The sequence below is a fragment of the Lutimaribacter marinistellae genome (assembly GCF_042648365.1).
GTDB lineage: Bacteria > Pseudomonadota > Alphaproteobacteria > Rhodobacterales > Rhodobacteraceae > Lutimaribacter_A > Lutimaribacter_A marinistellae.
The window spans coordinates 615,141-628,676 of the sequence record NZ_JBHRXI010000010.1; the positions used below are offsets into that span (position 1 = coordinate 615,141).

Here is a 13,536-nt window from a genome sequence, read left to right on the forward strand (position 1 = left end):
AATCCGGCTTTGGCGGGTGGATCGAGTATGGAAGATTCCATATTTTCAATCCGGCGCGATTTATTTAGTACCGCGACAGGGTCAGGCCAGCACGGGCCGTGACCGATCGGAAAGAGCGGCGCGTGGCCCGATCGGGGCGACCCGCGGCAAGGGACAAGGCGAGGACGCAAGCGATGAGGGCGCAGGCATGGCGAACAGCGCAGCCCCGACGCGGTCCCAAGACTGGTGGATGGGCGCGATGACGGCAGATGCACAGCCGCGCGCCCCGCGCGTGATGTTCTACAGTCACGACACGTTCGGTCTGGGCCACTTGCGGCGTTCGCGTGCGCTTGCTGGCGCAATCACATGTGCCGACCCGACCGCGTCGGCGTTGATCCTGACAGGCTCGCCGGTTGCCGGGCGCTTCACCTTTCCGCGCCGGGTCGATCATGTCCGCCTGCCCGGTGTCACCAAACGGGCCGATGGGAGCTATGCCTCGCAGACGCTCGGCATGGGCATAGACGAGGTCACCGACCTGCGCGCCGGGCTGATCCGCACGACGGCAGAATGGTTCGCACCCGACCTTTTCATCGTCGACAAGGAGCCGACCGGCTTTCGCGGGGAACTGATGCAGACCCTCGACCTGCTGCGCGCGGGTGGTCGCACGCGAATGATCCTGGGCCTGCGGGACGTGCTGGACGAACCCGAGGTCCTCGCCGCCGAGTGGGCCCGCAAGGAAGCGGTCGAAGCCGTGGAACGCTTCTATCACGAGATCTGGGTTTACGGTCTGCAATCGATCTACGACCCGACAGCGGGCCTTCCACTGAGCGCCGCCGCGCATGACCGCATGCACTGGACGGGCTACCTGCGGCGTGAACTGACCCCCGGCCATCCCGAAACGGACGAAACGCAAGAGCCTTATATCCTGGTCACGCCCGGCGGTGGTGGCGATGGCGAGATACTGGTGAACCTCGTCCTGTCAGCCTATGAGCGCGACCCCGATCTCAGCCCGCGGGCCCTGCTGGTGTACGGCCCATTCCTGTCGGGCGATCTGCGCGCCGAGTTCGAGGCCCGCGTGGCGGCGCTTGACGGTCGCGTCGTCAGCACGGGCTTCGACTCGCAGATCGAAACGCTTTTCGCCGGGGCACAGGGCGTGATCTGCATGGGTGGTTACAACACCTTTTGCGAGGTCCTGTCCTTTGACAAGCGCGCGGTGATCGTGCCGCGCACCACGCCCCGGCTGGAACAATGGATCCGCGCCTCGCGCGCCGAAGAGCTGGGGCTGGTGCGCATGCTCGATGAATGGCGCGACGGGCTGACGGTCGAGACGATGATCGGCGCCATCCGGTCCCTGCCCTCGCAAAGCCTACCCAGCGAGGTCGACTGCCCCGGTCTGCTCGATGGGCTCGATTACGTGACAGGGCGCGTCTCGGCACTGCTGTCACCGCCTGCGCATAAGGAAGTCGTATGACCGAGAGCACCGCGCCGCTGGCCGTGGTGGTCAAGGGATGGCCCCGCCTGTCCGAGACTTTCATCGCGCAGGAACTTGTCGCGTTGGAGGCAGCCGGCCACAGGTTCGATATCTGGTCGCTGCGTCACCCCACCGACACCAAGCGCCATCCACTGCACGAACAACTGTCCGCCACCGTCCGTTACCTGCCGGAATATCTCTACGAGGAACCCGCGCGCGTCTGGGCAGCGCGGGACATGGCACGCACCCTCCCTGGTTATGCCGAGGCGTATCGTGTCTGGCGGGCGGACCTGCGACGCGACGCAACGCCCAATCGTATCCGCCGCTTCGGGCAGGCCTGCGTTCTCGCCGCCGAACTGCCGGCGCAAGTGCGCGGAATCTATGCCCATTTCCTGCATACCCCAGCCTCGGTCGCGCGCTACGCGGCCATCATGCGCGGGTTGCCGTGGGCCTTTTCCGCCCATGCCAAGGATATCTGGACCTCGCCCGACTGGGAAAAGCGTGAAAAACTCCACGCTGAAACCCATGGCGCGGAATTCGGCGCGACATGTACCGCGATCGGTGCGCAGCACCTGCGCGGGCTGGCCGATGACCCGTCACGTATGGACCTGATCTATCACGGGCTGGACCTGTCGCGCTTTCCCGCTCCGCCCGATCGTGCCGAACGTGCGCCCGGCGCACCGCTCAACCTTCTGTCGGTCGGCAGGCTGGTCGAGAAAAAGGGCTTTGACCGTCTTATCGAGGCCCTCGCTCTTCTGCCGGACGGGATTGACTGGCACTGGACCCATATCGGCGGCGGCGACGGCGCGGCCCTGCGCGCGCAGGCCGACGCTCTGGGACTGAACAAGCGGATCACATGGGCCGGGGCATGTGACCAGCCCGAGGTCATTGCAGCGATGCGAGCGGCCGACCTGTTCGTGCTGCCCAGCCGGATCGCCGGGGATGGGGACCGCGACGGCCTGCCCAACGTGCTGATGGAGGCCGCCTCGCAGCGCCTGCCCATCCTCTCAACGCCGGTCTCCGCGATCCCGGAATTTGTCACCGATGGCGAACACGGATTGCTGAGCGACGATGCCCCCGAAGCCCTGGCAGCCGCCATCACCGAGGTCGCATCAAACCCTGCCACGGCCCTGCGCCGCGCGGACGCGGCCCTGCTGCGGCTGCGAACCGAGTTCGGGATGGCCCCCGGTATCGCGCGGCTGTCGCAACGCCTGACCGCCATGTATGGCGGAACATGATGACCCGGGTCGCGTTCTATGCCCCGATGAAGTCGCCCCGGCACCCGGTGCCCTCGGGCGACCGGGAAATGGCGCGCAACCTGATGGCCGCCATCGCTGCACCCGGGGTTGAGGTCGACCTCGCATCCGAGGTGAAGATCTACGACAAGCAAGGCGACGACGCGCAGCAAAACCGCATGCGCGACACGGCACGGCTCGAGACCGAGCGCCTCGTCGCCGGGCTGCCCGCCGATACGCGGCTTTGGGTGACCTATCACAATTACTACAAGTCCCCCGACCTGATCGGCCCTGCCGTCTGCGCCGCGCGCGACATTCCCTATGTGCAGGTCGAAAGCACCCGCGCCACCAGCCGCCTGACCGGTCCATGGGCCGAGTTCGCGCAGGCCGCGCACGAGGCCAGCGATGCGGCAGCGGCGATCTTCTACCTCACGGCCAACGACCTCATCACGCTCGACCGCGAACGACACGGGGATCAGGCGCTGGTCCACCTGCCGCCTTTCCTGCCGCTCGAAACGCTGCCGCCCGCCGCCCGATGCGACGGCCCGATATTGAGCGCGGGCATGATGCGCACAGGGGACAAGCTGCGCTCCTACACGCTCATCGCCCAGACACTCTCCATGCTCGAAGGCGACTGGCAGCTGGAGATCGCGGGCGACGGCCCCGCGCGCGCCGAGGTCGAGGCGCTGATGGCGCCGTTCGGGCCGCGGGTGCGGTTCCTCGGCCAACTCGACCGGGATGCCTTGCAGGACGCCTACGCGCGTGCTGGGCTCTTCTTCTGGCCGGGCGTGAACGAAGCCTTCGGCATGGTGTATCTCGAGGCTCAGGCCGCAGGTCTGCCGGTAGTGGCACAGGATCGCCCCGGCGTCCGCGATGTACTTCTATCCGGCAGCCATCCGGCACCGGAGGACGGGCCCGAGGCACTGGCCAATGCCCTGTTGCGCATGACCGCCGATCACGCGGCACGCCGCCAAGCGGGAGGCGCGGCACGGGCGCGCGTGGCACGGGCGCACCTGTTGCCAGCGGCACGCGCGCGGTTCTGGGATGCGGTCGGCCCCTTGATGGAGGAGATCGCATGACCCGCCGCCTCGCCCTCTTGCGTCATGGGCACACTGCCTGGAATCGCGCGGGCCGTATCCAGGGCCGCAGCGACATACCGCTCGACGACGACGCCCGCCTGCAACTGACAGGTCTCGCACTGCCCGCCCCGTGGGACGCGGCGGAGCTGTGGGCCAGCCCGCTCCTGCGCGCGGTCGAGACGGCCGAACTGGTCGCGGGCCGCGCGCCGCGCACCGATCCGGCCCTGATAGAAATGAACTGGGGCGCGTGGGAGGGACAGCGCGGAACCGACCTGATCGCCGAACCCGGCAGCGGATACCGTCATATCGAGGACTGGGGATGGTCCTATCGCCCGCCCGGCGGCGAATGCCCGAGCGAACTTTGGGACAGGCTGGCCCCTTGGGTCGAGGGGCTTGCCGGGGACTCGGTCGCCGTCTGCCACATCGGCATCATGCGTGTCATCCTCGCCCGTGCATGGGGCTGGGATTTCGACGGCCCCGCCCCGTTCAAGGTGAAACGCAACCGTCTCTATGTCGTCGATCTGGATGACATGCGCCCATGGGCAGAGCCGGTGCGGCTGATCGAAAGGGCGGCACGATGCGAGTGATGATCGTCGTCACGCATCTGCTGGGTACCGGGCATCTTGCCCGCGCGCTGGTGCTTGGCCGGGCCTTCTCCGAAGCGGGCCATTCGGTCACCGTCGTCTCGGGCGGGTTCCCCGCCCCGCAGCTGGCAATCGACGGCGTGGCACTGGTGCAACTGCCCCCGCTGCGCTCGGACGGGACGAATTTCTCGCGCCTGCTTGGCGAAGCCGGGGAGGCCGACAAAACACTCTTCGAGGCGCGTATTGCGGCGCTTCTCGACGCATTGCACGAGGTCGCGCCCGACCTGCTGATCACCGAACTCTACCCGTTCGGCCGCCGCGGCCTGCGCCACGAGTTCTCCGCCCTTCTCGAGGCTGCTTCGGCACGCTCTCCCCGCCCGGTCGTCCTTGCCTCGATCCGCGATATCCTCGCCCCGCCCTCACGCCCGGAAAAGGCCACCAAGGCCGCCGAAATCGTCACTCGATATTATGACGGGGTGCTGGTGCATTCCGACCCGTCGGTAACCCGGCTCGATGCCAGCTGGCCGACCCAAGGGCTGGAGGACAAGCTGCTCTATACCGGCTACGTCGCTCCGGCCCGGCCCTATCCGGTGCAGGATGGCACAGGCGAGATCCTCGTCAGTGCGGGCGGCGGCCCCGTCGGGGTACCGATCTTTCGCGCGGCCATCGAGGCCGCCCGAAAGATCACCAACCGGCGCTGGCGCCTGTTGGTGGGCGGGACAGAGGCGGCGACGCTCATTAACATGCTGGCGCCGCTGGCCCGGGATCTGCCGGTGAAGATGGAACCCGCACGCCCCGATTTCCGTGGAATGCTCTGCAACGCTGCCTGTTCGGTCAGCATGTGCGGCTACAACACGGCGCTCGACATCCTGCAAACGGGGGTGCCGGCCGTCATGGTGCCGTTCGACGATGGCAAGGAGATCGAGCAGAGCCTGCGCGCCGAAAGCCTCGCCCATCTTGACGCGGTCGAGGTTCTGCCGACCGCAGACCTGGACGGCGACACGCTTGCCGCTGCTGTCGACCGCGCCATGCAAGGCGGACGACGCGCCGCTTCGACCCTGCAGATGGACGGGGCGCGACGTTCTGTCGAGATCGCGGAACGGATGGTCGGGCAATGAGTGTTGATTGGACGGCCCTCGACCGGGAACTGGCGCAGTGGCAATCCGATAGCCGGACCATTCCCCTGTGGTGGCGGGATGACGATGCCGTCGCCGTCACCCGCGCGCTCGAGCGTTTGGCGACGTTATCGGCACGGCTGAACCTGCCGGTGCACCTCGCGGTGATCCCCGCCGGGGCCGAGCCGGAGCTTGCCGATTTCGTCCACGCCACAGAACACCTGATCCCGGTTCAACACGGCTGGTCCCACGCGAACCACGCGACCGGAGGCCGGAAAAAGGCCGAACTGGGCGCAGATCGTCCGACGAGTGAAGTGCTGCGCGAGCTCGGACAGGGACATGAGCGGATGAAAACCCTGTTCGGCAAGCGGTTTAGCCCGATGCTGGTGCCGCCATGGAACCGTATCGCGCCCGAAGTGGTCGAGGGCTTGCCGCGTCTCGGGTTCTCCCATCTTTCGACCTACACACCCCGTGCCGCCCGATTGGCCGCGCCGGGACTGGTTCAGGTCAACACCCATATCGACCCCATCGACTGGAAGGGCACCCGCGGGCTGGTCCCGCCAGACCGGGTTATCGCGGGCCTTGTCTCGACACTCGAAGACCGGCGCAGCGGAAAGACCGACCCCGAGGAGCCGCTGGGGCTACTGACACATCACCTTGTACATGACGAGGCGATCTGGGATTTCACCGGAGCCCTGCTGGAGCGGCTGCTCACCGGTCCGGCGCGGCCCTGGACGATACCCGCATCGCAAACCGACAAAAGGACACCCGAATGAGCCGACTGGATTCGATGCTGCGCCGCCTGACCGCCCAGCGCGACGGGCTGAACTGGGCCGCCGAGCAGGTCGCCGATCTTGCGGGCGACGTGCTGGACATGGGCCTTGGCAATGGCCGGACGTATGACCATCTGCGCGAAATCCTGCCCGACCGGCGCATTCGCGTGATGGACAGGGTGCTGCAATGCCACCCCTCCTGCATCCCGCCCGAACAGGATTTCCTGATGGGCGAGGCGGAACCGATGCTGGCACGACTGGCCGGGGAAAGCGCGCGTTTCGCGCTGGCGCATTACGATTTCGGCAGCGGAATCAAGGCCGACGATGTGGCCGAGGCAGCCCGGCTCAGCCCCGCCATCGCCAAGGTGATGGCACCGGGCGGGCTTATCGTCTCGGGCCAGCCGCTGATCGGGTTCGAACAGATCACCGGCCCCGACAGCATCGCGCCCGACCGGTACCTGTTCTACCGCGCCTGACCCGCGTCACGCCACCCGCAGGCCGCGCGACCAGACCGCGCGCAGCGCGGGTACGCCTGCACGCAGGCGAAAGCGCAACAGGTCCGCCCGCGCGCCCGGGTGCAGCATCCCGCGATCGCCCAGCCCCACTGCCTGAGCCGGCGCCCGCGTCACCGTGCCCAGCCCCCGCGCCATGTCGCCCCAGATTTCGCCCAGTTGCACCGCCGCCAGCAGCAGGGCCGAGGGCACGTAGTCGGATGACAGGATGTCGAGCAGGTCGCGCTCAGCCAGATCGCGCGCGGCCACGTTCCCCGAATGCGACCCGCCCCGAATGAGGTTTGGCGCCCCCATCATCACGCGGATACCGGCCTCGCGGCAGGCTTCGGCCGCCTCCACCGTGGTCGGAAACTCGGCCAGCCGTATCCCGTGACCTGCCGACACGGCCACCTGTTCGCGCGTCGTGTCGTCGTGGCTGGCCAGCACTGCGCCCAGTTTCTCGGCATGCGCGACGGCCTCGACCTCGTGCCTGTCACCCACCCGGTCGCGCAGACCCTTGAGCTGAGCGACATGCTGCAGGAACTCGTCATCGTTCATCGCGTGCTTGTTCTTCATATAGGTCTCAAGCTTGGTCATATCGCGGAACTGACGCTGCCCGGGCGTGTGATCCATCAAGGACACAAGACCAACACGGTCCTCGGCAGTGAACTCCTCCAGCTCCTCCACCAGCGTCTCGGAACAGATCTCGGCGCGCAGATGCAGGAAATGGCTGATCTTGAGCGCGTCCATCGCCCGCAGCTCCAGCAACTCGGTCGCCAGCGGGCGGGCGTATTTCAGGTAACGCCCCTGCCCCGTCGGTATCGACCCGACGCGCATCGCGTCGAAGACAGTCGTGATGCCCGTCCCTGCCAGTTCCGCGTCATGCGCGATGATCGCCGCGGCATGGGGCCAGTCGACCTTGGGGCGCGGCTGGATATGACGCTCCAGGTTGTCGGTATGCAACTCCACCAGGCCGGGGCTGACGTGATCGCCCTCGCAATCCTCGGCGCCTGCCGGGATCGCGGCTCCGAAACCGATATCGTCGATCTGGCCGTCGACCACTCGGATATGCCCGGTACGGGTCTCTTCGGGCAGGATCAGCATGGCATTGGCGAGGGTGAAGGTCTGTGTCATGGGAGTGTCACGCGATTGAAGGTAAGGGAACGGCCACGGAAAGGGAGGCGCATGTGACTTTTTCGCGATACGCGATCTATTTCGTACCGCCCGCGGCATCGGATTGGGGCCGCTTCGCCACCGCTTGGCTGGGCTGGGATGTCGTGGACGGGGCCCCGGTTGCGCATCCGCAGGCCGCAGGGCTCGATGTTGCAGCAATAACCGAGGTGCCGCGAAAATACGGGCTGCACGCGACAGTCAAGCCGCCCTTCCGGCTCGCCGCGGGACGCGACGCTGCCGATTTGCACGCGGCCTGCACCACGCTTGCTGCGACCAGTGCGCCGGTGCAGCTCGACGGGTTGCAGATCGCCCGGCTCGGGCGTTTCCTGGCTTTGAGGCCGCGCGGCGACGAGACGGCGCTTAACGCGCTGGCCGCTGAATGGGTACAGGCGCTGGACACGTTCCGCGCCGCACCGGATGCGCAGGAACTTGCCAAGCGTCGCGCCGCCGGGCTGACACCCGCGCAGGACGAGAACCTGTCGCGCTGGGGCTACCCTTACGTGATGGACCAGTTCCGGTTTCACATCACCCTGACCGGAAAGCTCGACCGCGATACCGGTGCCCGCGCGCAGGCCCATCTCGAAAAGACGCTTGTACCGCTCCTGCCTACCCCGTTCGGCATCGACGCGCTCGCGCTGGTGGGCGAGGCCGGGGATGGCCGGTTTCACCTTCTCCATCGCTACGCCCTTTCCGGTTGAAGCTGCGACAGGATCGCGTCGACCGTATCGTCCAGCGATCCGGAATTGTCGATCTCGATCACGCGCGACAACCCATCGGGCAAGCTCAGCGCCGCGCGGCTCAGGCGTTGGGTACGCTGCGCCTCGTCTTCGCGCCCGCGCGCGGCCAGACGTGCGGCCAACAGCTCGGGCCGTGCCGTCAACGAGATCACGGCGAAATTCCCGAATGCATGCTCGGCCTCGGCCAGAACACTGCGCGACAGGTTGACCAGGACGGCACGTGCATCGCGGCGCAGATCGGTGATCGCTGCGGGAATTCCGTATCGCAGGCCATGTGCCGACCAGTGCAGCACGAAAGACCCAGCGGCAATCCGGCGCGCGAACTCCTCTTCGCTTACCCCTTCGAACGGCTCACCCCCGGCCTCGGAACGCCGCGTGATTACCCGGCGCACCAGCCTGATCCGTGGATCGCGCGCCGCCAGCGCGGCCATCACGCTGTCCTTGCCGACACCCGACGGGCCGACGACCGCGATGACCGGCGCAGGGTTCATGCCACGGCCTTCGGCGTAAAGGCCGAGACATCGACCACCCGGTCGCAAACGCGCTCACGTGCCGTCTCGTCATGAAAGATGCCGATGATGGCCGCTCCACGCGCCTTGGCCTCCTCGATCAACGACAGCACGGTCTCGCGGTTCGCTGCATCGAGGCTCGCGGTCGGCTCGTCCAGCAGCAGCGCCGGATAGTCATAGGCAAAGCCGCGCGCGATGTTCACCCGCTGCTGCTCACCGCCCGAAAAGGTGGTCGGCGACAGGCCCCACAAGGTCTGCGGAATGTTGAGGCGGGTCAGCAACTCGTCGGCCCGCGCCCTCGCCTGTTCGACCGGGGTGCCGGTGGCCAGCAGCGGCTCCATCACCACGTCAAGCGTCGGCACCCGCGGCACCACCCGCAGGAACTGGCTGACATAGCCCAGCACGCTGCGCCGCAGTTCAAGGATTTCGCGCGGCTGGGCGGCGGCAACGTCGGTTTCGCCCACCATGATCACGCCGGACGCGGCAAGGTAATTGCCGTAGATCATCCGCATCAGCGTGGACTTGCCCGCGCCGGACGCCCCGATCAGGGCCACGCATTCACCGCACTCGACGGCAAGGGTCGCGCCCTGCATCACCGGGATCGCGGCATCGCCCTGATTGTGCAGCAGAAAGGTCTTGGAGACATCGCGGATGTCGATCATAGCCACTTGTTCCATTTGAAGAAAAGATACGTCCCCAGCGCCGACAGGATCATCGCGCCGATCGCCATCGGATAGCCGTAGGGCCAGTGCAGCTCGGGCATGATGTCGAAGTTCATGCCATAGGCCGAGGCCACCAGCGTCGGCGGCATGAACAGCACCGCGACGACCGAAAAGATCCGCACGACGCTGCTCTGGTTGATGCCGATCAGGCCGATGGTGGCGTCCACCGTCAGGCCGATCCGCGACGACAGGTAATCGCTGTGTACCTCCAGCGCCTTGATGTCGCGCATCTGGCTTTTCACCAGCGTCATGACCGCCTTCTCACGCGGGGTAGTGGTGAAAAAGATCAGCATCCGTTGCAGGGTCAAAAGAGCCAGACGGACCCGGCCGATCAATTCCCCCTGAAGCCCGACCTGCTGCAACGTCTTCTCCAGCTTCTGATCATCGCGTTCCTGTTCCTCGCCGAACAGGATCTGCGCCGCCTCGTCCAGCACGCGCCCCGCCGCCTCCAGAAGATCGGCAAGCCGGGCAACGATCTCGTCGACCAGCGCGATGAACATCCGGTCCACCGTGCCCGAACCGCCCGCGTTCCGCTCGGCGTGAGAGGCAAAGGTCTCGAACGGGCGCGGGTTGTGGTGACGGACCGTCACCATGCGTTCGGGCGTCAGGATGAAGGTCACCGGGCCGCTGCAGGCCTGATGGGTCGCCGACATGCCGGGCAGCACCACGGTCATGTATTCGACCCCGTCCTCGCGGTAGAGGCGTGAGGATATCTCGATCTCCTCCATGTCGGCCAGCGTCGGCACGTCCAGCCCCAGCGCCTCGACCGCCGCGACCTGCGATGGCAGCGGGCGGTACAGGTCGATCCACACCGCATCAGGCGGGATCTCGACTGCGCCTTCGTCGTTCCCGGCCAGTGCGTTCGGGGTGGTCGGAAGGGGCGCAAGGATCTTGCCGGATCGTCCGTAAGCCGTCAGCATGGTCAGACCTGCAGAACCGAGCTTACGAGAAGCTGCGTATAGGAATGTTGCGGGTCGTCAAGCACCTGGTCCGTCAGACCGGTCTCGACCACGTGACCGTCCTTCATGACCATCAGGCGATGCGCAAGAAGACGGACGACCGCCAGATCATGCGTCACGATGATGGCGGACAGCCCCATGTCCCGAACGAGGCCACGCAACAGGTCAAGCAGCCGCGCCTGCACGCTGACATCCAGCCCACCGGTCGGTTCGTCCATGAAAACCAGCCGCGGCCCGGTCACAAGGTTGCGCGCGATCTGCAACCGCTGCTGCATCCCGCCCGAAAACGCCGTCGGCCGATCATCGATCCGGTCTGCCGCGATCTCGACCCGGCCCAGCCAGTCGGTCGCCGTGTCGCGGATGTGGCCGTAATGGCGCTCGCCCACCGCCATCAGCCGCTCGCCGATATTGCCTCCAGCACTGACCGACATGCGCAACCCGTCGCGCGCATGCTGGTGGACAAAGGCCCAATCCGTCCGGCCCAGCATCCGCCGCGCGGGTTCCGACATGGTCAGCGTGTCCACCGGCCCCTCGGCCCGCGTGTCAAAGATCACCCGCCCCTCGTCCGGCTCCAGATGTCCGGCAAGGCAATTCAACAACGTCGACTTGCCCGAACCGCTCTCGCCGACGATGCCCATCACCTCGCCGGGAAAGAGGTCAAAGCTCACATCGGCGCAGCCAATCCGCGCGCCATAGCGCTTGCCGACACCCTCGACTTGCAGCAGCGGCACGGGGTCGGTCTCAGGTTTCATCGTGTCCATCTTACGCCGCCTCCCCGCTCAGCCGCCCGGTATGCCCCTCGGCCCTGCGCGAGCGGCAATAATCGGTGTCCGAGCAGACGAACATCCGCCCACCCGCATCATCCACGATCACCTCGTCAAGATAGCTGTCCACCGCCCCGCACAGGTCGCAGGGGTGATCGGCCTTGCTCGGCTCGAACGGGTGATCCTCGAAATCGAGGCTGACGACCTTGGTCCAGGGCGGCAGGGCATAGATCCGCTGCTCGCGCCCCGCGCCGAACAGCTGGATCGCGGCCATCTCCATCTTGGGGTTATCGAATTTCGGTATCGGGCTCGGGTCCATGACGTAGCGGTCCGCCACCTTGACCGGATAGGCATAAGAGGTCGCGATCGCCCCGTGCCGCGCGATATCCTCGTAAAGCTTCACATGCATCAGCCCGTATTCCTCGAGACTGTGCATCTTGCGCGTCTCCGTTTCGCGCGGCTCAAGGAACCGCAGCGGCTCGGGAATGGGCACCTGGTAGACAAGGATCTGATCCTCCGACAGCTCCGCCTCGGGGATGCGGTGGCGGGTCTGGATGACGGTGGCCTGCGCCGTCTCCTCGGTCGTCTCGACCCCGGCCGTCCGCTCAAAGAACTTGCGGATCGACACCGCATTGGTGGTGTCGTCGGCGCCCTGGTCGATCACCTTGAACCGGTCATCGGGCGTCAGTGTCGCGGCCGACACCTGCACGCCGCCGGTGCCCCAACCATAGGGCATCGGCATCTCGCGGCTGGCAAAGGGCACCTGGTAGCCAGGAATGGCCAGCCCCTTGAGGATTGCACGCCGGATCATCCGCTTGGTCTGCTCGTCGAGATAAGCGAAGTTATAGGCTTGATCGCTCATTCCGCGGCCTCCTTCCGGGCTTCGCCCGCCTCGCGCCGCAGCTTGCGCACCAGTTCCAGCTCGGACTGGAAATCCACGTAATGCGGCAGCTTGATATGTTCGAGAAACCCGGTTGCCTGGATGTTGTCGGCATGGCTCAGCACGAATTCCTCGTCCTGTGCCGGCGCACCCAGATTGTCCTCTCCCAGCTCTTTCCAGCGCAGCGCGCGGTCGACCAGCGCCATAGCGATCGCCTTGCGTTCGGACTGGCCAAAGACCAGCCCATACCCGCGGGTGAATTGCGGCGGCTCGGTCTTCGATCCGGTAAACTGGTTGACCGTTTCGCATTCGGTCAGTTCGACCTCGCCGATCTCGATGGCAAAGCCCAGCTCGGGGATCTCCATTTCGACCGCACAGGTCCCGATCCGCAATTCACCGACAAAGGCATGGTTGCGCGCGTAACCCCGCTGCGTCGAATAGGCCATGCCAAGGATGAACCCCTCGTCCCCGCGCGTCAGCGATTGCAGGCGCAGCGGACGGTCGGCGGGAAACTCCAGCGGCTCGCGCGTCAGGTCACGCGGCTCGCGCCCGTCATCGACCTCGGACTGGATCAGGCCCTCGCCCTGCAGGAACTCGGTGATATGCGGCATCGGCGCGTCACGCGGTTCGGCGCTTGCCGCCTCCTGGGCATCTCCCTCCGCCGCCAGTTTGAAGTCGAGCAGCCGGTGCGTATAGTCGAAAGTCGGGCCCAGAACCTGCCCGCCCGGCGCATCCTTGAACGTGGCCGAGATACGCCGGTCACAAGCCATCTCGCCGGTATCGACCGGCGCGGTCGCGCCAAATCGCGGCAGCGTCGTGCGATAGGCCCGGATCAGAAAGATCGCCTCGATCAGGTCACCGCGCGCCTGCTTGATCGCCAGCGCGGCAAGGTCCGGGTCGTAAAGCGACCCCTCGGCCATCACCCGGTTCACCGCAAGGCTCAGCTGTTCGCGGATCTGGGCAAGGCTCAACTCCTCGACACGCGTATCGCCCCGGCGCTCTTCGGCCAGCCAGGCATGGGCATTCTCGATGGCGCGCTCGCCGCCCTTCACGGCAACATACATC

General features: G+C 66.4%; 15 protein-coding genes. 8 read left to right on the plus strand and 7 right to left on the minus strand.

From position 1 onward, the window contains the following. Positions 1 to 238 precede the first annotated feature (238 nt). From ACFORG_RS11655 to ACFORG_RS11685, 7 genes are read left to right on the plus strand one after another with little or no spacing between them, the layout of a single operon-like run. A complete protein-coding gene (locus ACFORG_RS11655; RefSeq protein ID WP_386735825.1) occupies positions 239 to 1,450 on the plus strand; it encodes a glycosyltransferase family protein in 1,212 nt (403 codons plus the stop codon). Continuing rightward, positions 1,447 to 2,688 carry a glycosyltransferase family 4 protein gene (locus tag ACFORG_RS11660; protein WP_386735648.1) on the plus strand — a complete coding sequence of 414 codons (1,242 nt, stop codon included), beginning with the start codon at positions 1,447 to 1,449 and terminating at the stop codon, positions 2,686 to 2,688. Before ACFORG_RS11655 ends, ACFORG_RS11660 begins: the two co-directional genes overlap by 4 nt. Continuing rightward, entirely contained in the window at positions 2,688 to 3,764 is a 1,077-nt protein-coding gene (locus tag ACFORG_RS11665; RefSeq protein ID WP_386735650.1) for a glycosyltransferase family 4 protein, read from the plus strand. The genes ACFORG_RS11660 and ACFORG_RS11665 overlap by 1 nt, the downstream gene beginning before the upstream one ends. Beyond that, positions 3,761 to 4,351, plus strand: a complete 591-nt coding sequence (locus tag ACFORG_RS11670) for a histidine phosphatase family protein (RefSeq protein ID WP_386735652.1) — start codon at positions 3,761 to 3,763, stop codon at positions 4,349 to 4,351. The genes ACFORG_RS11665 and ACFORG_RS11670 overlap by 4 nt, the downstream gene beginning before the upstream one ends. Beyond that, on the plus strand, positions 4,342 to 5,466 hold the full coding sequence (locus ACFORG_RS11675) for a glycosyltransferase family protein (protein WP_386735654.1): 1,125 nt from the start codon (positions 4,342 to 4,344) through the stop codon (positions 5,464 to 5,466). The genes ACFORG_RS11670 and ACFORG_RS11675 overlap by 10 nt, the downstream gene beginning before the upstream one ends. Continuing rightward, positions 5,463 to 6,239 (plus strand): polysaccharide deacetylase family protein, encoded by a 777-nt coding sequence (locus tag ACFORG_RS11680; RefSeq protein ID WP_386735655.1) that lies wholly within the window; start codon positions 5,463 to 5,465, stop codon positions 6,237 to 6,239. The genes ACFORG_RS11675 and ACFORG_RS11680 overlap by 4 nt, the downstream gene beginning before the upstream one ends. Continuing rightward, positions 6,236 to 6,712 (plus strand): class I SAM-dependent methyltransferase, encoded by a 477-nt coding sequence (locus tag ACFORG_RS11685; protein WP_386735657.1) that lies wholly within the window; start codon positions 6,236 to 6,238, stop codon positions 6,710 to 6,712. Before ACFORG_RS11680 ends, ACFORG_RS11685 begins: the two co-directional genes overlap by 4 nt. Before the next feature lie 6 nt (positions 6,713 to 6,718). Here ACFORG_RS11685 and ACFORG_RS11690 read toward each other — a convergent pair whose 3' ends face one another. Further along, a complete protein-coding gene (locus ACFORG_RS11690; RefSeq protein ID WP_386735659.1) occupies positions 6,719 to 7,861 on the minus strand; it encodes an alpha-D-ribose 1-methylphosphonate 5-triphosphate diphosphatase in 1,143 nt (380 codons plus the stop codon). Between the two features lie 53 nt (positions 7,862 to 7,914). On the opposite strand from ACFORG_RS11690, the gene ACFORG_RS11695 reads away from it, so the two are divergent. Then, the gene (locus tag ACFORG_RS11695) at positions 7,915 to 8,598 is read left to right on the plus strand and encodes a DUF1045 domain-containing protein (protein WP_386735661.1); all 684 of its coding nucleotides are present in this window, start codon (positions 7,915 to 7,917) and stop codon (positions 8,596 to 8,598) included. Here the strand turns inward: ACFORG_RS11695 and phnN are convergent. Genes phnN through ACFORG_RS11725 form a run of 6 tightly spaced genes read right to left on the minus strand, consistent with a single transcriptional unit; the run spans position 8,580 to position 13,535 of the window. Then, entirely contained in the window at positions 8,580 to 9,128 is a 549-nt protein-coding gene (gene phnN / locus ACFORG_RS11700; RefSeq protein WP_386735662.1) for a phosphonate metabolism protein/1,5-bisphosphokinase (PRPP-forming) PhnN, read from the minus strand. The genes ACFORG_RS11695 and phnN overlap by 19 nt on opposite strands. Continuing rightward, positions 9,125 to 9,808 carry a phosphonate C-P lyase system protein PhnL gene (gene phnL, locus ACFORG_RS11705; protein WP_386735665.1) on the minus strand — a complete coding sequence of 228 codons (684 nt, stop codon included), beginning with the start codon at positions 9,806 to 9,808 and terminating at the stop codon, positions 9,125 to 9,127. Before phnL ends, phnN begins: the two co-directional genes overlap by 4 nt. Further along, the gene (locus tag ACFORG_RS11710) at positions 9,805 to 10,788 is read right to left on the minus strand and encodes a magnesium transporter CorA family protein (protein WP_386735667.1); all 984 of its coding nucleotides are present in this window, start codon (positions 10,786 to 10,788) and stop codon (positions 9,805 to 9,807) included. The genes phnL and ACFORG_RS11710 overlap by 4 nt, the downstream gene beginning before the upstream one ends. A gap of 2 nt (positions 10,789 to 10,790) precedes the next feature. Further along, on the minus strand, positions 10,791 to 11,579 hold the full coding sequence (phnK, locus tag ACFORG_RS11715; protein WP_386735826.1) for a phosphonate C-P lyase system protein PhnK: 789 nt from the start codon (positions 11,577 to 11,579) through the stop codon (positions 10,791 to 10,793). Positions 11,580 to 11,589: 10 nt separating this feature from the next. Next, complete coding sequence (locus ACFORG_RS11720) at positions 11,590 to 12,453, minus strand: alpha-D-ribose 1-methylphosphonate 5-phosphate C-P-lyase PhnJ (RefSeq protein ID WP_386735669.1); 864 nt, start codon at positions 12,451 to 12,453, stop codon at positions 11,590 to 11,592. Continuing rightward, positions 12,450 to 13,535 carry a carbon-phosphorus lyase complex subunit PhnI gene (locus ACFORG_RS11725; RefSeq protein WP_386735671.1) on the minus strand — a complete coding sequence of 362 codons (1,086 nt, stop codon included), beginning with the start codon at positions 13,533 to 13,535 and terminating at the stop codon, positions 12,450 to 12,452. Before ACFORG_RS11725 ends, ACFORG_RS11720 begins: the two co-directional genes overlap by 4 nt. Position 13,536 lies beyond the last annotated feature (1 nt).

Bases quoted from the DNA above. Each gene is read 5' to 3' on its own strand.
- ACFORG_RS11655 (WP_386735825.1), top strand. From the start codon at position 239: ATGACGGCAGATGCACAGCCGCGCGCCCCGCGCGTGATGTTCTACAGT.
- ACFORG_RS11660 (WP_386735648.1), top strand. From the start codon at position 1,447: ATGACCGAGAGCACCGCGCCGCTGGCCGTGGTGGTCAAGGGATGGCCC.
- ACFORG_RS11665 (WP_386735650.1), top strand. From the start codon at position 2,688: ATGACCCGGGTCGCGTTCTATGCCCCGATGAAGTCGCCCCGGCACCCG.
- ACFORG_RS11670 (WP_386735652.1), top strand. From the start codon at position 3,761: ATGACCCGCCGCCTCGCCCTCTTGCGTCATGGGCACACTGCCTGGAAT.
- ACFORG_RS11675 (WP_386735654.1), top strand. From the start codon at position 4,342: ATGCGAGTGATGATCGTCGTCACGCATCTGCTGGGTACCGGGCATCTT.
- ACFORG_RS11680 (WP_386735655.1), top strand. From the start codon at position 5,463: ATGAGTGTTGATTGGACGGCCCTCGACCGGGAACTGGCGCAGTGGCAA.
- ACFORG_RS11685 (WP_386735657.1), top strand. From the start codon at position 6,236: ATGAGCCGACTGGATTCGATGCTGCGCCGCCTGACCGCCCAGCGCGAC.
- ACFORG_RS11690 (WP_386735659.1), bottom strand. From the start codon at position 7,861: ATGACACAGACCTTCACCCTCGCCAATGCCATGCTGATCCTGCCCGAA.
- phnN (WP_386735662.1), bottom strand. From the start codon at position 9,128: ATGAACCCTGCGCCGGTCATCGCGGTCGTCGGCCCGTCGGGTGTCGGC.
- phnL (WP_386735665.1), bottom strand. From the start codon at position 9,808: ATGATCGACATCCGCGATGTCTCCAAGACCTTTCTGCTGCACAATCAG.
- ACFORG_RS11710 (WP_386735667.1), bottom strand. From the start codon at position 10,788: ATGCTGACGGCTTACGGACGATCCGGCAAGATCCTTGCGCCCCTTCCG.
- phnK (WP_386735826.1), bottom strand. From the start codon at position 11,579: ATGAAACCTGAGACCGACCCCGTGCCGCTGCTGCAAGTCGAGGGTGTC.
- ACFORG_RS11720 (WP_386735669.1), bottom strand. From the start codon at position 12,453: ATGAGCGATCAAGCCTATAACTTCGCTTATCTCGACGAGCAGACCAAG.
- ACFORG_RS11725 (WP_386735671.1), bottom strand. From the start codon at position 13,535: ATGTATGTTGCCGTGAAGGGCGGCGAGCGCGCCATCGAGAATGCCCAT.